The sequence below is a fragment of the Acidithrix ferrooxidans genome, assembly GCF_000949295.1.
GTDB classification, from domain to species: domain Bacteria; phylum Actinomycetota; class Acidimicrobiia; order Acidimicrobiales; family Acidimicrobiaceae; genus Acidithrix; species Acidithrix ferrooxidans.
This window is the reverse complement of the sequence record NZ_JXYS01000066.1, coordinates 1-19147: the sequence shown is the minus strand read 5'-3', so window position 1 is coordinate 19147 and position 19147 is coordinate 1. Positions and strand designations below refer to the sequence as shown.

The window sequence follows — 19147 nt, the reverse complement described above, 5'->3', positions numbered from 1 at the left end:
GTAAAAACAATTCCTTAATCGATAGGGTAAAATTGCCAATTCAAAGCTCCTAAAAGGACTTTCATACCAATAATCTGCAAGCCTTGGTAAGGTTTAACTCTGTGGAATCACAAAATATAGATGCAGCAACAAACGTAGAAGAGGCCAGCCAAATCCAGGCACCTTCTGATTATTCGATAGGATCATTTTCTAAAAACGGACCATGGGTAGTCGACCTCGACCATTATCTCTGGCTTGGAGGTATAGATCGGCTAAGGCGCCGAAGCCAGGAATCCGTACCACGCCTTTTGGCCCGAAAAAAGCTTCCTCCCACCTCCCGAGTAGTCAAAGTAGGCACCTCGATAGCGATAGCGCTAGTCATGTGGAAACTCAAAGAAAAGCCCAAAGGGAATCCCATCTCAAGGATTGGACTTTCTAGGCGACTAAAGGTCTCCTTTGAAGCACTCGGTCCGACTTACGTTAAACTCGGTCAAATTATCTCGTCAGGTGAAGGAATTTTTCCCGAGGAGCTTGTAACTGAATTCAAAGAACTCCGTGATAGAGTGCGCCCAGAACCATTCGAGATTGTCAGAAAGACAGTTGAAGAGGACCTTGGCGCAGAGCTCGAAGAGGTATTTCTAGAGTTTGAAGAAAAGCCAATAGCTTCAGCATCTATCGCCCAAGTCCACCTGGGTCGCCTTCGCTCGGGAGAACAAGTCGTGGTAAAAGTCCAGCGAAGTACCGTTGGCGACCTGGTCACACGCGACCTTGCAGCGATGGCATGGTTTGCACCCGCACTCATTGGTCGAATTCCAGTCTCAGCGCTAGCAAACCCCCCTGCTCTCGTTGAACTATTTGCTGAGACCATCGTCGAAGAGTTGGACTTTCGTTTAGAGGCGGCCAACATGTTAGATGTAGCCAGACTGCTCGCCGAGACTGATCAGCGAGCCATCGTTGTTCCAAGACCCCACCGTCGGTATGTTACGCGCCGGGTCCTAGTTATGGAACGTCTAGAAGGCTTTGCCTGGGACGACGCAATCGGAATGCGCAATGCGGGAATCGACACTTCAGCGGTTCTCAGGGCCGCCCTTGTCGGTTTCATGGAAGGTGCCATGCTCTTTGGAATCTTCCATGGAGACCTTCATGGAGGCAATCTTCTGGTTCAAAAAGATGGTACTGTTGGACTACTTGACTATGGAATAACCGGACGGCTTAGCGAGGAAAAACGACTGGCATTTCTACGGCTGCTTATGGGCGGTACGGTAAACGACGTTAGAATGCAAACCAGCGCCCTGCGCGACCTAGGAGCCCTACCAATAGATACCGATATCGAATTGGTAATAGCAGATCTGGGGCTTGATCGTCCCACCAAAGACCCGACTTCAATGTCTCCAGAAGAGCTTACCAAAGAGATCCGTGAGCTTACCAAAGCACTTTTAGGTTATGGGGCAAAGTTGCCTAAGGAGCTAATGCTCTTTATAAAAAACATGATATTCCTAGACTCATCAATCGCGAAGCTCGCCCCCGATGTCGATCTATTCTCTGAGATCACATATTTAGCTGCTTACTTTGCAACCAAGCATGGGGCTCGAATCGCAGCTGACGTGGGAGTAGACCTTCGTGAAGTGCCTGTCGATCTCGAAGGAGTCAAAAACTCACTGGGCCTCGAACAGCAAACAAACGCCATTACCTATCGTGAACTCCGAGAACGAAGAGAGATCATCCGAAGCCGAATGGAAGAAAATGCCCAACGATCACAGCGAAAATCGAAGTTTTTACCGAAGAAAAAGCACTAGGGTCACCGAAGTAAAAAATTAAATAACCACGGCGCAGCAGCGATCAGCAAATAGGTTCTTCTGCGCCATCTAGTTATTGCGCTATCCAAGCAAAAAACAATACGATCGAATTTTGGGAATTTTCCACTAGCTTTAGGTCCAAACCGCCTCGATAAAGCATCGACCGCCAAGGAGCTGAGTTAGTCATGCAGGGTCGCTCTAGGCGATGGGCTCCAATATCCGCCATCTAGAGGCGAAATTTCATTTGGAGGGACCATTGGAGCATCGATCAATCGTCAACATAGGTACATGCTCAATTAAATGTAGCCATTGAAGGTAGCGAAGCCCGTCATTTGCCCGAGACAATCTCTCCAATACCCAGAGAGATTGCTCGACATCTCAAGCCGCCAAACATATGACCTAATTCGATCCTTGGCCTTGGCGAAAGATCATATAGTTAGGGCGCGGCCGAGCATGGGCATGAAAGTGATCGGGGATCTGTCGTCGAATCTTATCTATGAAAAATTCACGCTCACCAAAATAAGAACTGGCCGCTTTTGTTAACTTTTCGATCAGGTCATCAAGCAGCTCTTCTGACAGATCAACACTGTGTTCTCGTAGAACAACCATTGGAACGTCGCAGGATTCACACAGCGCCACGAAGCAAATATCGTCTTCATAGAGCCAAGGCGTAATCTTTATCGCTTGGCAAAGCTCACAATCCGGGAATGTCATTTTTACCACCTCGCTCGGAAAGTTCACAAGAGAAATACCATCTAGGACAATTCGAGATCTCAACTCTATCTAAAATTGTCCAAGATTTTTTATATACAAGCTAAAAGCATTGAGAGGAGTTAACACCTAAAGGTCATCTAGGCCGGAGCGCAACGAGGAGATAAAGGCATAGGCACCATTTGGTCCCTCGCCATCGAGTAGTCGCTTGACCAAGGCAGACCCCACTATCACACCGTCACTAACTTGAGCAACTTCTTTCGCCTGCTGAGGAGTAGATATGCCGATCCCAACCAGGACGACCCGATCTGTAATAGCCTTTAGGGAAGATGCAACCTTCGAGGCACTCTCTGCAAGGCTAGCTCGAATTCCGGTAACGCCCATCAACCCAACACCATATACAAAGCCACGGCTAGCGCTGGCAATCTCCTGGCTACGCGAGATAGACGAAGTAGGCGCGACTAAAAGAATATTTGCTATCCCTATCGACTCTGCATAGTCTGACCACTTGTGTGACTCTTCCAACGGTAGGTCCGGAAAGATAGTTCCAGTTACTCCGCCCATCGAGAGCCACCCGCCAAAACGTTCAAATCCACTGTGAAAGACAAGGTTGCAATAGGTCATGGCAATCAACGGAACGTCGATATCCAACTTCTCCAATTGAGCAAAGATGGAAGCTGGAGTCACCCCTCGATCGAGCGCTTGCTGGGATGCTGCTTGAATAATCGGCCCATCCATAATGGGATCTGAAAATGGAATTCCGATCTCGATCGCGTCAGCTCCAGCCTCAGCGATAGCCTGAATAGTCTCTAACCAGCTGTCGTCATAGCCCCCTGTCACATATGGCACGAGGATCTTACGACCTTTTGCTCGCTGGCTTCTTAGCCTCACCTCAAGACTACAAGAGGTTTCATTCTCTATCAAAATCTCACCCAAATCTATTGAAAATAACCAAGCATATGTGCAACGGTCTCAGCATCTTTATCGCCTCGACCAGACATCGTCAAAAGCACACTGGAGCCAAATGGAATCGCCTTACCAGCCTCTCTGACGATATAGGCCAGGCCATGAGCTGGTTCTAATGCCGGAATAATTCCCTCGGAACGTGCAAGTAGCTGAAAGGCACTTAGGACCTCTTCATCATTCACACTCTCATATTGTGCGCGTCCAATAGCACTCAAATAGGAGTGCTCGGGGCCTACACCGGGATAGTCCAAACCCGCCGAAACTGAATGAGCCTCCTGTAGCTGACCAAATTCATCTTGTAAGAACTGGGAACGCATTCCATGGATAACACCCGGCACACCACGGCCCACTGCAGCTCCACCAGCTGGTTCAACACCTATAAGAGCCGACCGAGATTCAACAAAGGCGTGGAAGGTGCCTGCTGCGTTGGAGCCTCCCCCAACGCACGCTATTACAAAATCTGGATCATTGCCAATTAGCGCATTGATCTGCGGTCGAGCCTCTTCGCCTATAATCTTTTGGAACTGTCTTACCATATAGGGATATGGATGCGGCCCCATAACTGAACCAATGCAATAGTGGGTATCTTCTACACATGCAACCCATTCGCGCATTGCCTCATTAATCGCATCCTTCAGCGTCCTAGATCCCGAAGTGACAGCAACGACCTCCGAGCCCAACAACTTCATCCTAAACACATTGAGCGCTTGACGTTCGGTATCTAATTCGCCCATATAAACGGTGCATTTAAGGCCAAGTAGCGCCGCTGCTGTGGCGGTAGCAACGCCGTGTTGGCCGGCCCCAGTCTCTGCAATAATTCTGGTCTTACCCATACGCTTGGTCAAAAGGGCTTGACCGATCACATTATTTATCTTGTGGCTACCCGTGTGATTTAGGTCTTCCCTCTTCAAATAAAGTTCTATTCCAAGAGAGCGTGAAAGGTTGTTACACTTTGTGACCGGAGATGGTCGCCCACCGTAACTATTGAGAATCGACAGGTATGTGGCCATAAACTCTGGATCAGCCCATGCCTCATTAAATGTCCGCTCGAGTTCCACGACTGCATGGTTTAAAGACTCAGGGATATATCGACCGCCAAAGTCCCCGAAGCGGCCATCAAAATCTCCACTAATTGCTTTTGGATCCTGGCTAAGATTTGTCAAAGGTGTTCCTCCCAATTGAAGATCGGCGAACTTGAAGTAGCACTTATGCTATCGCCAAGCGGGTCCCTATCTAGAGTCACAAATGCAGACTTCGCATTTGAAATAAAAGCGCGAAGCGCAACGGGGTCTTTCTTTCCAGGAGCGGACTCTACCCCACTTGAGACGTCAACCCCATATGGTCTAACCGTGGTAATAGCCTCTCGAACATTTTCGCTATTTAGTCCACCTGCCAAAATAATCCTTTTGGGCATGTGTTCTGCCTCAATGATCGACCAATCAAAGGCCTTTCCTGATCCAGGCTGTGCACTATCGACTAAAAGTGCATCTACTGGATAGCGAAAAAAAGATCTAATCGACATTCCATCTGCCGGAAGCGCCTTGATGAGGTAGTTGAGCCTCAATCGCAGCGATAACACGGTCTCGACACTCTCGTTTCCATGCAGTTGAGCACCGCCCAGCCCAACCGAATGAACTATTCTGACCAACTCATCTGGATCCTCGTTTACAAATACACCGATAGTCAAAATTTCACTTGGCAAGCGTTTGATAATATCGCGCGCAACATTGACAGAGACCATCCGGGGAGAGGGTGCAAAGATAAAGCCAAGGGCATCGGCTCCAAGCGCAACCGCCAAAAGGGCATCTTCCTCATTTGTGATACCACATATCTTGATAAACATTTCCGACAACGCCCTAACTTGGTTGGCCACTTAAAACAAATTCGGCAGTGCTATTCCTAGGAGACCCCGAGCGAACAAGTGATTCACCAATTAAAGCTGCATCAAAACCGGCCGCCAAAAGCTCGCTCATCTGCATCGGTGTGGAGACGCCAGATTCAGCCACCTTGATAGCCGACGATCCAATTAGTGGAGCAAGACGACTTGCAAGATAGGTGTCGATCGAAAAATCTCTCAAATTACGCTGATTTATTCCGATAATTTGGGCCCCGATGGCCAGTGCTATCTCAATCTCGGCCTCATCGTGCGTCTCTACTAAAACATCCAACCCAACTTCGAGAGCACAAGAATGTAGGTCTCTAAGCTCATTGGCCTCTAAACCAGCGACGATCAAAAGAACTGCGCTGGCACCGTGAATCTTCGCATCGTAGATATCTCTTTCATCTACAGTAAAGTCCTTGCGCAATATAGCAATCGGCAATGAAGAAGCTACGACATCTAGGTCATCCAAAGAACCACTGAAGAACTCACGATCGGTTAGAACTGAAATTGCCCTAGCTCCGCCTTGGCTATACATGGTCGCAAGAGCTAGTGGATCTCTGATTTCATTTAGTTCCCCCCGTGAGGGCGATCGCCTCTTACACTCTGCAATTACAGATACACCCAGATCTTGCCGGAGGGCACCCGCCAGAGACGGTGGAGCCTTTATTTCCAAAGCTTGATCACGGAGATCTCTTCGATCACGACGATCAGCCTTTGATCGATCTCGATGCCATTGCATTATCTTTTCTAAGTATGTGCCTTCAACGCCCACTTACGATCAGATCTACCTTTGTCTTTAAAACTTTAATTTCCAAAATGGGTTGCACCCAAGGCTAGCCAGACCAAAGCACTAAACCTCCCAAGAAGAGCCAAATGCGAGGATTGGCTGTATTCTGCCCATCTATCAATTCCATGGATCAATCTCTAGAGAGGTATGCATCCTTACATTTTATGAGAATCGTCTCGAAATCGAAAGATGTGGCAATTCGAATAGATCCTACAAGGGGCGCGACTGCCAAACTGAAAAGCCTTGCGTTGTCTATAAATCGCTAAAAGCCTAGAAGGTGGCCCATTAGGTTGGCGTACCCGAATCATTTGAACTCTTTGATTTTGAGCGAAAAATACTTTAGACGAGAGACACATAAGGGTCGTGGAGGATTTATCCAGGATTCCGCTTATGTGGGCAAAGGCAAAAAACTAATAACTGAAATAGAGCTATTTAAGGTACGACTATTGATTTGTATCTATTTGACTACAATTAACTCCAAATCAAAAGCACCGATCTAGCGACTCTTAAATTCCAATTATATAAACGCCCTAAAGGAAGTCACGATCCAAAAAGCTCATCAGATATCCTAAAAGTCACTGATGAACCTCATTGATCATATTTTCCTAAACATCTCCATCTAGTTTAAGTGACAGGCAAGACCATCAAGGCGGAACCAATTGACAAATAGCCAAAATGTGCTAACGATTGCAATCATCGAAGACGATCCCGATATCGCTGACCTTTTAAACAGCTATCTTCGAAAAGAAGGCTACCGAGCCCTAATAGCCGGTGACGCCCATTCCGCTCGCCAACTAATCGAAACCGCAAGCCCATCGCTGATCTTATTGGATCTTGGTCTACCAGGTGGAGTAGATGGCCTTGAATTGCTCAAGGAGATTAGAGGTAAATCCCAGGTGCCAATAATGGTGGTCACGGCTCGAGATGGCGAGATCGACCGAATTTTAGGACTTGAGCTAGGAGCAGACGACTATGTCGCCAAACCGTTTTCACCTCGGGAAGTAATCGCACGCATAAAGGCGATACTGCGGCGAACCGATACCTCCACGCCAGCACCCACACCACAGATGGAGGCTGGAAATATCAAAATTGACACCTTCGCACACCGTGTTACATGTAGCGGCATTGAGGTTGCTCTTACCACTAAGGAATTTGAGCTCCTGCGATACTTGGTACTGAATCGCAAGATTGCCCTGAATCGAGATCAGATTCTCGAGGCAGTTTGGGGTGTCGAGTGGTTTGGAGATGAGCGCACGATCGACGTTCATATTCGACAGTTGCGCAAAAAATTCAAAGACGAGTTGAATTTAGTGACCCTATGGGGAGTTGGATACAGGCTCGAGTGAATCAAGATCACCACTAAGGACTGTAGCTCGCAACGAACAAAGATATTTACGAAGATCAATAAGATGAAAGGTCACCTAGAAAATGCGACATCGACTAGCACTAACTATATCATTGGTAGTACTAGTGGCTCTCATCGTTGCGGGAACCGGAGTTGTCCTAATCCTAAGGGCCCAAGTCCAGCATGGAGCGGTCGTTCAACTAAGCAAAGAGGTTGAGACGATCGCCAACCAAGCAAATATTGCAAATGCTCAAATCCTAAGGTTGATCCGGATCGCAGCCGCTTTGGACGGCGCCAAATTAATTCCAATCAACCAAACCACCGGGATGCCCCTCTTCAACCTACCGCGGCCACTGATCGCCTCGATATTTTCGCCAACAAAAATCCTTGGAGGCTATGGCCAAAGTGGAGTCTTTAGAAACTTTGCATACGCGGCACTACCAATTCATACCGGTGTCGGCTCGCCACAATCTAGGTTAAACCTCTTAGTTATCACCCGTGCGATTCCGCCAATTCATACCGCAATCATCTTCCTAGCGATCACCATGCTGACTGCCATCCTTATCGCAATAGTTGCAGCTGAGGCGCTGACCTTCAGATTGACAAAACCAATACTTGGAGTAATCGCCACAACCTCCAAAATCGCCAAAGGAGACTTTGAGGCTCGCATTCCAGATGACCCGCAGAGATTTAAAGAACTTGACCTTCTGATCGAGTCGATCAATACGATGGCGCAAGATCTAGCGGAATCAAAGGATGCTCAAAGTCAATTTCTCCTTGCGATTTCACATGATCTTAGAACGCCTCTGACATCGATCAAAGGTTACGCAGAAGGGATTATAGATAGTGCGGTAGAGCCCAACGACGGTGCCAAGACGATTCTAAACCAGGCAAACCGCCTAAGCCGCCTCGTAGGAGATCTACTAGATCTAGCAAAGCTCCAGGCCAACACCTTCTCACTCTCCATTCAAAAGATTGACCCCAAGATGATTGCCGACCAGGTAGCAAGGGTTCTTGGGGACAAAGCAAGGCGAAGTCAGATCGACTTTAAATACCTTCCCTTTTCAACTTCATCCGATCTTGAGATCCAAGGCGATCCAGATCGATTGATTCAAATTCTGACCAACATCGGTGATAACGCCTACAAGTTTGCAGCCACGCGCATAGCACTTACATGTTCGATACAAGACAACGAGATAAGAATCACTATCGCAGACGATGGTCCAGGAATTTCAGAAACCGCCAAAGAGGCAATTTTCAAACGCCCTTACCAAGCTGGAGATACTAAAGCAAGAGAGGTTGGCTCGGGCTTTGGCCTTCTGATTGCATCGCGACTGGCACAAAACATGAACGGTAGGATCTCTTATAAATCTCCCTTTGTAGAAAATAGCTCCGGAACGGCTATGACGGTTGCCTTTGATCGATCAGATTTAAATCTGGACCTCTAATTTCAACAACAAAGACTCGATGGAAGCGCTAGTTCAAAAGATCGCAGCTACTTTGACTTCCTTGGCCGTTTCGCCCAGGAAGGTTAGATTATCTGTCACAAAAGCTCTAGTGACCCTCATAAAGCCGACGGTCTCATAGCTAGAGAGATCATCTAGAACGATCTTGGGATTCAATTTAGCCAACTCTAAAAGATCGTGGGAAACCGCCGCTATTGAGGTAACAAAGCCTACGCCTTTAGAGTTCTGAAATACCTCCGCACCAAGTTCATCACTAAATCCAGTCCCTGCAAAGGCCATTACCAACGATGGCGCCTTCGCCCCTCTCGAATCCACCCTCTCAACTAACTCTTGGCCCGTATAGCAACCTTTAGTAAATGAGGCATAGCGACCAAGCTCACCAATTGAATTAGGAAGTGCCCCTAAAGCTATATCTCTGATGGAAACCGGCCAATTCGAGATCGCACAAAGGCCGATGTAGCTCGGGTCAATAGCGCCATCGAGAACCGATTCCTCGTCTCGATATGGTCGCGCCTTTTGGTAATATCCGGGAAGTGATCCGCTGGTGGCAATTGCGCTCTCTGAAAATGAGTCGTCGGTATCAACTACCAAATTAAGCCAACTATCTACTTCGATCGTTGCCTTAGTTCGAATCAAAAACATCCGCAATCGCACTAGCACTGCCTCCAATGCGGCAGCCGGAACTATTAGGACAAATTCATCTTTGCTAATCCTATGGATTTCAGCCAAGGATACCAGATGGCCATTTGGCTCAAGAAGTAGAGTTGGTGAGGTCTCCCCGACTCCCAGTTCCAAGATATCGGCCGATAGTTGCGAATGAAGATATTTGGCAGCATCGGCTCCCGAAATATTTAGAGAAACCGCGACATTAAAAAACAACATAACTATCAGAATTCCTATTTTTCGATGATCGAGACCTCTCGATACCACCAAAGTAACGAGGAGATAATGCAAAAGAGACGGATGCGTGCTATCTACAACGCTTAAGTTCTGAAAATAATTCATTCCTCAAATGATCAGCCAACGCCAAAGCCGCCGCACCGGAGTTGTCCTGTTTGATGGGCCAAAAATATCGGGCCAAAAATCCAACAATCTAGCGCTATCTCTCGAGCCAGCGAAGATGTGATTCGCTCCCGTCGATGCCTACGAAGCATAAATCCATCATCGATCTAAGGACCAATGTGCTACCCCAAAGCTACCATCGCCAAGTTGGCTGCCATCACCAACTTGGCGAGCCTCAAATCGAAAATAGCACATAAGTGTTCTCGTGGTAGCGGCCCTTTGAATCAAAAAAATCATCTCACCTTGCAAATCGTAACGACCACTCAAAGGGCCGACATGGCATAAATCTTATGAAAAATATTCAAGGCTCGATTGAAAACGATCCAATAGAAGCTACAGAACCCGAGGCTGATGATTGCTCGAGATATGATCTAAAGCGGCGTCACATAGGCACCGGTCAGGCCTCCATCCACCAAAAAGTTCGAAGCGGTCATAAAGGATGCGTCGTCCGAAGCCAGGAAGGCGACGGCAGCGGCGACTTCGCTCGCCTCTCCAAAGCGTCCCATCGGGATATGCACAAGGCGTCGTTGAGCTCGCTCAGGATCCTTAGCGAATAGCTCTTGAAGTAATGGGGTGTTGATCGGTCCAGGGCTAATTGCATTCACCCGAACACCAGATCTCGCAAATTGAACCCCGAGTTCACGCGTCATCGCCAAAACTCCACCCTTTGAAGCTGTGTAAGAGATCTGCGACGTCGCTGCACCCAAAGTTGCGACAAAGGATGCGGTATTGATAATGCTTCCCTTTTTCGCCGCCAACATATGAGGTAGCACCGCTTTGCAGCAAAGAAAGACCGACTTGAGGTTGACATCTTGCACACGCTGATAGGCGTCGATTGAGGTATCAAGGATTGAATCGTCATCGGGAGGAGAGATCCCGGCGTTATTAAAGGCTATATCGATTCGACCAAATCGATCTATAACTTGCCCGACCATGGCATCAACGCTCGCAGGATCAGCTACATCGGTCTCAATCGCCAATGCACCAAAATCTGAGGCCACCTTGAGTGCGCTAGTGATGTCAAAATCTGCAACCACCACCTTTGCCCCCTCCGAGACAAACCTCTCAAGAGTAGCCTTTCCTATCCCAGAGGCACCGCCAGTAATTATTGCGACTCGATCTTCTAAACGACGCATTCCCTAAAATCTCCTTCTCAATGCGGCCTGAACTTAGCCAGAGCCACCAAATCGTTACTAAAACTACTTATTTGACCCAAAAAATTAGCTGCTGCTATCGCCTTGGGGCGGCAACCAACCACTCCTGTGCCTCTTTGCCAAGGGGTTATATCTCAGTGCTTATAAAGACATTTTTAACTTCACAGAACGAATCGGGCGCATCCGGTCCAAGCTCACGGCCAAGCCCCGACATCTTATATCCCCCAAATGGCGTAGAGTAACGTACCGATGAATGCGAGTTGACCGAAAGGTTCCCACTTTGTACACCCCGAGCAACTCGAAGGCCACGTCCAAGGTTGGACGTCCAGATGGAACCCGAAAGGCCATAGTCTGAATCATTTGCGAGCGCTATCGCCTCTTGCTCATCTTTGAACTTAGTAACCGTTACCACCGGACCGAAGATCTCCTCGCGAAATAGGCGATGCGACGGATCAATACCGCCGATAACAGTGGGTGGGTACCAAAACCCCGGCCCCTCAGGAGCACTACCCTTGAACAAAACTAACGACTCATCGACATATGAACGCACAGATTCTCTGTGTGATGCCGTAATCAACGGACCCATCTGTGATGTTTCGAGACTAGGATCCTCGACCCTCACCCCTTTGACCGCCTCTTCAAAACGCTCCATAAACTTGTCATATATGCTCTCTTGTACCAACAGCCGAGAACGAGCACAACAATCTTGACCAGCATTATCAAATACCGAAGAAGGGGCAGATGCAGCCGCTTTGTCAAGGTCAGCATCGTCAAAGATAATGTTGGCACTCTTTCCACCCAACTCCAAGGTGACGCGTTTGATTTGATCGGCCGCCAGTCTCTGTATGCGACTTCCAACTGCGCTCGATCCAGTAAAGACAATCTTACGTATTGCTCGGTCTAAAACCATAGTTTCGCCAACGTCGCTCCCAGAGCCGGTCACCACTTGAAAAACGTCCTCTGGGATGCCAGCTTCAAGGGCGAGTTCCCCCAATCGGATAGCAGTCAGTGGAGTCACCTCTGCTGGCTTCAATACGACAGTGCACCCAGCTGCTAGAGCGGGCCCAAAGCCCCATGATGCAATCGGCATGGGAAAGTTCCACGGCACAATTATCCCCACAGGGCCAATTGGCTCTTTGAAAGTAATGTCAATACCTTGAGCCACAGGAATCTCACGACCTCCAAGGCGCTCTACGGACCCTGAATAATAGGCAAGAACGTCAGCTACATTGTTGGCTTCCCAAATTGCATTAGAGATAGTGTGGCCAGAATTTGCCACCTCAATATCGGCCAATTCCTTGACGTGGGATCGAACGGTCTCGGAGAAATTGCGCAGTAACGCAGCCCTCTGAGATGGTGGCACCAACTTCCAAGAAGCGAACGCCGAAGTTGAGCGCTCTATTGCCCTCGAAGTTTGTTCGGGGGTATTTCGAACAACCTGGCTGATTTGAGATTCATTTGACGGATTTACAACGTCAAAAAGAGAACTAGACATTTGTCAACTACATCCTTTCGAAACTTCTGAATCGTTCCCAGTCGGTCACGGAACGATTAAAAGCATCCAATTCGACCTTGGCCATATTGGCATAGTGGTCAACAACATCATCGCCAAAGCTGGCGCGATTGAAGGCGGAGGATGAAAAGTCATCCAGCGCACTTCTGAGCGTATCTGAGACTCTGGGAAGATCACCATCATAGGCACTCTTAGGATAAGGCTCCTCCAGCGTCATGCCCGAGTCAACACCATCAAGGCCACTAGCGATCATTGCTGCAATAACTAGATAGGGGTTTGCATCCCCACCGGGCAGGCGGTTCTCATATCTCAGACCAGGGCCACGTCCGACAAGACGTATGGAGCATGTTCGATTATCGATACCCCAAGCAATGGCCGTCGGCGCGAAGGATCCTTCCACGAAGCGTTTATAGGAATTTATATTGGGGGCCATAAAGAGAGTCGTCTCTCGCATGTGCGCCAACTGGCCTGCGATGAAGGCGCTTCCAAAGTTGGAAAGCTTCTTAGGATCAATAGGATCAACCATTGTTAGCGAGTCATCAAGACCACGTATCGACAGGTGGGTATGACAAGAAGATCCTTCCCGCTCGTTGAACTTGGCCATAAAGGTTATCGACTTCTTACGTGCCGCTGCGATCTCCTTGGCACCCAACTTGTAGACAACGTGATTATCCGCAGTCCTAAGTGCGTCACTATAGCGAAAAGCAATCTCGTGCTGGCCTAGATTACACTCGCCCTTAACCGACTCGACCTCCATGTTCGCACCGGTCATTCCAAGGCGGATCTCGCGAAGCAGACCATCTATCCTTGAGACCCCCAAGAGGGAGTAGTCGACATTGTACTTATTTGCGGGCTTGAGATTTCGATAACCTTCCTCCCAAGCCTCTTCGTAGGAGTTCTCAAAGACGATGAACTCCAGTTCAGTTCCGACAAGTGCCCTAAGTCCACGATCGGCTAGACGCTTGAGTTGCGCCTTTAGAATTGACCGGGGAGCCTGCCTCAGAATCGAACCGTCTTCCCACACCACATCGGCTTGAACCATCGCGGTATTTTGTTGCCAAGGAATATAGCGAAGGGTAGACATGTCGCAGGTCATCACCAAGTCTCCATAGCCACTCTCCCACGAGCTTATCTCATACCCAGATACCGTATTCATGTCGACGTCACAGGCAAGAAGGTAGGAGCAACCCTCGGTTCCGTTCGCGACAACCTCAGAAAGAAAAAAGGAGGCAGATAGCTTCTTTCCCACCAACCTTCCCTGCATATCCGTAAACGCAACGATAATGGTGTCTATCTCACCTTGTTCGATATCAGACCGAAGTCGTTCATAGGTAAGGCTACGATCACCTAAATTCAAATCGGGATAAGGCACAACTTCTCCTTAGTAAAATCTCACTGTCGACTCAACGCCTATTAGTTGATCAAAGCTACCAAATGAATGCTAAAGCTAGTGCGCGATTTACGACAAGTATCTAAAAAATTAACCCTATCTCCAGGCACCATATGAAGAGCATGATTTCAGGTAGCAGACAGCCATAAAGGTTTTTTCTTGTGATCATTCTGGAGAAAAGATACCGCCACTAGCGTTCAAAGGAAACATGGCGACAATGTGACACCTCATCATAGATTTACGCTCCAACGACTCACTGACTGACTAACTGACTGACTGCCAATGCCGAAAAGTTGGTACTTCAGTTGGAGCTGATACCACACAAAGCTAATCAACCTTAATCAACTTTACCTTGTTCCTAAGAGTCTCCCAGGCGGTCTACTTGCTATCGTTGCTAGCTGAAGTCCCTGCTCGTCAGAGTGCTACCTGAGGGAGGAAGTGATGATCCAACGCGTAATTGGCCCAATGGAGGTGCAGGTTCAATGGAAACCACTCCCACCAAACAGCCATGGCCAACCAAGATTGTGATCAAGGCACAGCCAAGGAGACGCGTTGGAAGATAGTCGCAGTGGACCCACAGGGATCGACCGGCATTACAGTACCTGGATTACTTAGATATAGGCTTCGGGCAAAGAGATGGAAGGCCGACCCTAAGGCCGGCCGATTTGCCGAGTGGTAGTAGCAATGATCCTGTGAGACCACCCGGGCGAATAAACCATTCTTGTCGTTGGCTAGTCAACACTCGAGCGTGAGAAATTCTACATTTACGATGGTGGAACTTGTATAATGAGTAAAGTTGACGAAGAGCCTTTTGTGGGTCTAGTTGCGAAAGCTTGGACAAGTCGTTGCGGCCGTTGCTGATAAGCATTCGCTCAGCTAGATAATTTAGGTCCCATTTTCCCATCGGCTTTAGCGCCATGGTGAATGCCCGTCTCTCGGGCGGCTCCACAAAATAACGCACTGTAGAGGTGTCGCACAAAACTACTATCTACAATTACAGATCTACCAGGGTACCGATATCTAGCACTACAAGGCAACCCGAATCTCGCAACTCTCGGTACTTTGGTTTTAAAAGGAGCTCGCTTTTACCTGGTCCCCGTGGTGCTGCGGTGAAAAATTCGCGAAACAAAGAGTTCCAAGGATCCCAGAGGAATTCCTGCCTCTTTACCTTGCCTGCTGCGCCAGATCACTTTATATCCTTTAGGGAGCGAATCCTCAGGTACCGGCCGAAATACATTTTCAAACACCAGCAAGTACAAACCCCATAAAACGATAACTCTGACCGATTTCATAGGGATGTTTAAGTAAAGAAGCATAAAAAACGGGAAGGTCACCATTGCCAGGATTATGCGTCGGATATGAGGATCGTTCCGCATGAATTTACGGACGCCTTTGAAATTCATTGTCCGCCCTCTCTCATATATCTATCGAGCTGAATGTGCAGGTTGAGCACCTACGAGCCCAATCCATTCAGCTTGGAATTGATTTTGCGGATCTCCACTCCCTTGACGACAAGCACAGCTCCGACCGTTGTATCTGTAGGTTTTTAGATTAAATCTCATCTTCTTGAGTCGCCTTAAGTGCCTGCAGTTCACCTTTGACTCTGTGATAGAGAATGCCGTACGTCACGATCGTGACAACTAAGTCGAGAAGAATCTCTAACTGAAATCCGTGACCAACATGGTAAAAAATAAGCACCAACGCAGTAGATCCAAAGAAGACAAGGAAAATCCACAATCCAAGTTCTTTGCCGACGCGAAACACATTCACCTTCGCCATCATGGTCTCGCCGTATGCGCAGGACTCGCTAGAGATCCAATAGCCATAATCCAACCCCATGCACCAGTCTCAGATGCACAGCCCACAGCGAATTGAACTCCTGCTGTCTGAATCTCGCTGGAACCCAACGCTATCACTCCAAAGCCTGCGAAAAGACATGCCCCACCAGCTTCCACAAGCAGCTTGACCAACGGAACGTCCGATGCGCAAAAACTTACCGGACCGAACCTAGCCAAATCGTAGTTAGTTTCTGTGCAAAGGTGCAGATTATTTGGACCGTAAGTCGCAGGACCACTGAAATATGTAGTTCCGCCTCCGCCTATAAGTAAGTTCGGTTTGGGAAGTGGGATCGAAGAAAGTTGGGATGCGCTTGCTGCTAGGGGTGCCGATACGAAGGTCGCTGCACTAGATAGAACCGCCAATGCCCCCAAACCAACTGCGATCCTTCCTGTTATTCTTTTAATACCCACCGTAAACATCCCCTCTTTGTTATTAGCTATCATGCTGATAGCGTTCGTCAATACGGCTGGTAGAGCGAGTTCACCTATCGTGGATAAGCCCTTGATTTATTGATTCTGCCATAAAGCATCCCCATGGTTACCACCACATTCGAAGCTAACCTCCGTAGTCATAGAACACTAGGAGTAACGCTAGCTAATTATTTTGGGCTCGGCATCTGCCCAAAAGATGATTTTTCGGTTTTTCGGGTGTAATTTTTTAGCAGATTACTCACAAAAGATACTTAGATTGTGGTCTTTCCGGCTTATAAAACACCCAAAGAAATGATAGATGTAGCGAAATCGATGTGGCGAACAACTTTCTCCAAGTGTAAGCATTGCGAGCTTCCTTGCAAATACTTAGCCATTGGGAAAAAGTCTGACTTAGCAGACCTAAAAGGTACCAATCTAATTGTCCGGGCAGAATGTGATTTCTAAATCAGGTGGCTGTCTCGCATTGGGGACAATAGGCCAGAATCCATAAAGGCATTTTGGTCAATTAGCAGTAGCGGCTTCGAAAAGCCCGTAGTCAAAGGCACCTTAGAGATCTCTTTGTCTAGTTCTTGTTGTAGGCCGAAATTCAAAGCCACCCGTCACCGCCTCGTTTGATCCTTGAAACGGTAACAGATCAAACAGCGGTGAGATTTGTTGGAGCAAAATAAATATTTATAATTCAAATTCAATGGTACATTCTGGCAATCGGTTACTATAATTCCAGCTCAGAGATGTTTACTAATTCACGATTGATCTCGACAATATTAGCTTTAGCAACTTAAGATTCTTGTGCTCATGTGGCACCTTCACACTCGTTTGTGCCAAAAACACGCAATAATCACGCCTTTGTTGAACATCTTTTCATCATCAATACTCTCCACTCTCACCGACACTTGCTTGGCTTTAGATGTATCAAATACACCATTTGAAGTTCAAGATAATCTCATCTGCCTATTCATGAACGCAACAATCTAACTAGCAATTGATGAACCATTTAAAGCCGATCGCCTCTAAAGCGACTTCATAAATAGGGAATTTCAACCCCTAGTCACAGTCAAATCCGAAATGCCCCTCCTATTGGTCGGAGTTACTAATCCATCAGAGTTACTTAGCGGTTTTGTAGTACGAGTGACCTATGCAAGCCTTAGCAGAGCCGACAAAATAACTCTCGAGGTAGCCGACAGCGACCACCTCGAGCTCAGATTAGTCACAAAATGCGATACGGCTAATGGTAGAAAAAGTGCACAGATACAGGTCGTGGTTGAAACCTACAGCCGGGAAGAGGACTGACTGAACGGGACTACCGGTGTCAACCCTGACGACCTCGTCACCGCTTTCAATCTCCAAAATTACCATTTGTGCGATATTTCGCTCCAGATCATAGTCATCGCTTACCACCAACCCCTCGTCTCTGAGGTAGACCATATGGCCACCGTGATTTTGGGAACGGCTCCATCTCTGAGTCATATTTCCCAAGTCATCAAAGTCGAAGGCCGTAACAATGCCATTTCCGGAGTCATATCCAACTGCGATCCGACGTTCAAAATCTACAAGCGGAGGATTGGCCACAACACCCTTGGACAGGTCACTAATTCGCCCCGATGTAACTTGGCCCGATACCAAATCCACTCGAAACAATCGGACCTCACTTGACAAAGTTCCAACACCTATAAGGGTGCCGTTATAGCGATAGGAATCATCTCCGTTATCTAAAAACCAGGCACTAGAGTCCCCCACAACCACATCCCAAGCTGATCCTTGACTCTCGGTGGTCTTATATAAAGGCAAAAACTCCGAGTCCAACTCCAATTTGCCTCGAAATCGAACCCGCATCAAGGTCCGATCGCCAGCAACATAGATATCGTTAGCGACTGAACTTATTCTGGCTATCGATGGCTCTGAGAGTTCGATCTCATCCAACATCTCAAGACTATCTGGCTCCAGAACCACTAAATGCGACGGCATCTGCTCTGATTTTTCAAGGACATTACCCGGACGAGAGCCGGCAAAATCCTTAGTGGCTATAGTTCCATCCTCGAGAATTACCAATCCATTGTACGGTTTGACTCTGGGTAGCTCTTTCGAGGCGAGAAGGAGCAATTCTGAACTTAGCCCATCTTTCCGAAAATCAACCTATTCTCCCAGCTAGTTGAGTATGTGGTCTTACGTTGGGACACTACAAATGCGTCGCAATGGTCTTTATCCGTTTAAGGGGATCACTAACTCCTAAGAGACGGTAGATCTCTTTGTGAACCGGCTCAGAAACACCACTAGTGCGGATGTGATAGACAACGCCTTTATCTGATGTAAGAACTATGGTGGCTCGGCGGTGACTGTTGAGTTGCTCTTTAATGGTTGACCATCTTCTCTTATCGTTATTTTGCCTCAAGGTCAGCTCAATGGCACTAAGGAGGTGATAGGCAAGTACTGAGATGAAGAGGTGAGCAGCAGTTCGGCTAGCTAGTTGATGATAGACCGGTCGAAGTCCAAGATCACTCTTGAGGGATCTAAAGGCATCTTCTACTTTAGTGAGAGTCGTATAGATATTCCAGATCTCACCTGCATCTAGCTCGCTATGGCTGGTGTCTATGACGTAGGCTCCTTGGAGATTATCATCTTTGGCTTTAGTGGGTTTTTCTGTAATAGTGAGATTGATTACTTTGTCAAAGCGTCTCTTTTTGATGATCTTGCCATGGTCTTGATGATATTCAAGGGATATCTCGTATTTGGAAGCAATACTTGGGTACTTGGCCTTGATGCGTCCGATACGCTCTGAGACAACTGTGGTCTTAGATATAGAACCCTTTGTGATTGAGGTATTCAACG

Annotated in this window: 18 protein-coding genes; 4 read left to right on the top strand and 14 right to left on the bottom strand. The window is 47.7% G+C overall.

The annotated features are described in order from the left end of the window. Positions 1–101 precede the first annotated feature (101 nt). Complete coding sequence (locus AXFE_RS09905) at positions 102–1775, top strand: ABC1 kinase family protein (protein ID WP_082058646.1); 1674 nt, start codon at positions 102–104, stop codon at positions 1773–1775. A gap of 399 nt (positions 1776–2174) precedes the next feature. Here AXFE_RS09905 and AXFE_RS09900 read toward each other — a convergent pair whose 3' ends face one another. The 5 genes from AXFE_RS09900 to trpC all read right to left on the bottom strand — a co-directional run bounded on the left by AXFE_RS09900 (position 2175) and on the right by trpC (position 6106). Continuing rightward, the gene (locus AXFE_RS09900; RefSeq protein ID WP_152626015.1) at positions 2175–2489 is read right to left on the bottom strand and encodes a hypothetical protein; all 315 of its coding nucleotides are present in this window, start codon (positions 2487–2489) and stop codon (positions 2175–2177) included. Positions 2490–2615: 126 nt separating this feature from the next. Beyond that, entirely contained in the window at positions 2616–3377 is a 762-nt protein-coding gene (trpA, locus tag AXFE_RS09895; RefSeq protein WP_052605723.1) for a tryptophan synthase subunit alpha, read from the bottom strand. A 47-nt stretch (positions 3378–3424) separates the two neighbouring features. After that, on the bottom strand, positions 3425–4615 hold the full coding sequence (trpB, locus tag AXFE_RS09890) for a tryptophan synthase subunit beta (protein WP_052605700.1): 1191 nt from the start codon (positions 4613–4615) through the stop codon (positions 3425–3427). Then, positions 4612–5295: a phosphoribosylanthranilate isomerase gene (locus AXFE_RS09885; RefSeq protein ID WP_082058645.1), complete on the bottom strand. Its 684-nt coding sequence runs from the start codon at positions 5293–5295 to the stop codon at positions 4612–4614. The genes trpB and AXFE_RS09885 overlap by 4 nt, the downstream gene beginning before the upstream one ends. Positions 5296–5308: 13 nt before the next feature. Continuing rightward, positions 5309–6106 (bottom strand): indole-3-glycerol phosphate synthase TrpC, encoded by a 798-nt coding sequence (gene trpC, locus AXFE_RS09880; protein ID WP_052605699.1) that lies wholly within the window; start codon positions 6104–6106, stop codon positions 5309–5311. Between the two features lie 674 nt (positions 6107–6780). On the opposite strand from trpC, the gene AXFE_RS09870 reads away from it, so the two are divergent. Together AXFE_RS09870 and AXFE_RS09865 are read left to right on the top strand one after the other, a co-directional pair. After that, positions 6781–7467 (top strand): response regulator transcription factor, encoded by a 687-nt coding sequence (locus AXFE_RS09870; protein WP_200891254.1) that lies wholly within the window; start codon positions 6781–6783, stop codon positions 7465–7467. An 82-nt stretch (positions 7468–7549) separates the two neighbouring features. Then, a complete protein-coding gene (locus AXFE_RS09865) occupies positions 7550–8914 on the top strand; it encodes a HAMP domain-containing sensor histidine kinase (RefSeq protein ID WP_052605697.1) in 1365 nt (454 codons plus the stop codon). Between the two features lie 33 nt (positions 8915–8947). On the opposite strand, the gene AXFE_RS09860 is transcribed toward AXFE_RS09865, so the two are convergent. The 4 genes from AXFE_RS09860 to AXFE_RS09845 all read right to left on the bottom strand — a co-directional run bounded on the left by AXFE_RS09860 (position 8948) and on the right by AXFE_RS09845 (position 14033). Next, a complete protein-coding gene (locus tag AXFE_RS09860; RefSeq protein WP_160291813.1) occupies positions 8948–9814 on the bottom strand; it encodes a YgfZ/GcvT domain-containing protein in 867 nt (288 codons plus the stop codon). A 551-nt stretch (positions 9815–10365) separates the two neighbouring features. Beyond that, positions 10366–11130 (bottom strand): 3-oxoacyl-ACP reductase, encoded by a 765-nt coding sequence (locus AXFE_RS09855; RefSeq protein WP_052605695.1) that lies wholly within the window; start codon positions 11128–11130, stop codon positions 10366–10368. 145 nt (positions 11131–11275) lie between these two features. After that, positions 11276–12643 (bottom strand): aldehyde dehydrogenase family protein, encoded by a 1368-nt coding sequence (locus AXFE_RS09850; RefSeq protein ID WP_052605694.1) that lies wholly within the window; start codon positions 12641–12643, stop codon positions 11276–11278. Between the two features lie 7 nt (positions 12644–12650). After that, positions 12651–14033, bottom strand: coding sequence for a glutamine synthetase family protein (locus AXFE_RS09845; RefSeq protein ID WP_283770448.1), 1383 nt, complete (start codon positions 14031–14033; stop codon positions 12651–12653). Between the two features lie 526 nt (positions 14034–14559). On the opposite strand from AXFE_RS09845, the gene AXFE_RS19995 reads away from it, so the two are divergent. Next, on the top strand, positions 14560–14730 hold the full coding sequence (locus AXFE_RS19995; protein WP_160291812.1) for a hypothetical protein: 171 nt from the start codon (positions 14560–14562) through the stop codon (positions 14728–14730). Between the two features lie 872 nt (positions 14731–15602). Here the strand turns inward: AXFE_RS19995 and AXFE_RS09830 are convergent. From AXFE_RS09830 to AXFE_RS09810, 5 genes are all read right to left on the bottom strand, one after another. Further along, entirely contained in the window at positions 15603–15833 is a 231-nt protein-coding gene (locus tag AXFE_RS09830) for a hypothetical protein (RefSeq protein ID WP_052605691.1), read from the bottom strand. Then, the gene (locus tag AXFE_RS09825; protein ID WP_152626013.1) at positions 15830–16333 is read right to left on the bottom strand and encodes a hypothetical protein; all 504 of its coding nucleotides are present in this window, start codon (positions 16331–16333) and stop codon (positions 15830–15832) included. Before AXFE_RS09825 ends, AXFE_RS09830 begins: the two co-directional genes overlap by 4 nt. Positions 16334–16761: 428 nt before the next feature. Next, positions 16762–16917 (bottom strand): hypothetical protein, encoded by a 156-nt coding sequence (locus tag AXFE_RS19990; protein ID WP_160291811.1) that lies wholly within the window; start codon positions 16915–16917, stop codon positions 16762–16764. Positions 16918–17524: 607 nt separating this feature from the next. Continuing rightward, positions 17525–18370 (bottom strand): hypothetical protein, encoded by an 846-nt coding sequence (locus AXFE_RS09815; RefSeq protein ID WP_152626012.1) that lies wholly within the window; start codon positions 18368–18370, stop codon positions 17525–17527. A 127-nt stretch (positions 18371–18497) separates the two neighbouring features. Continuing rightward, a partial coding sequence (locus tag AXFE_RS09810; protein ID WP_160291810.1) for an IS1634 family transposase occupies positions 18498–19147 on the bottom strand: 650 nt, incomplete at its 5' end.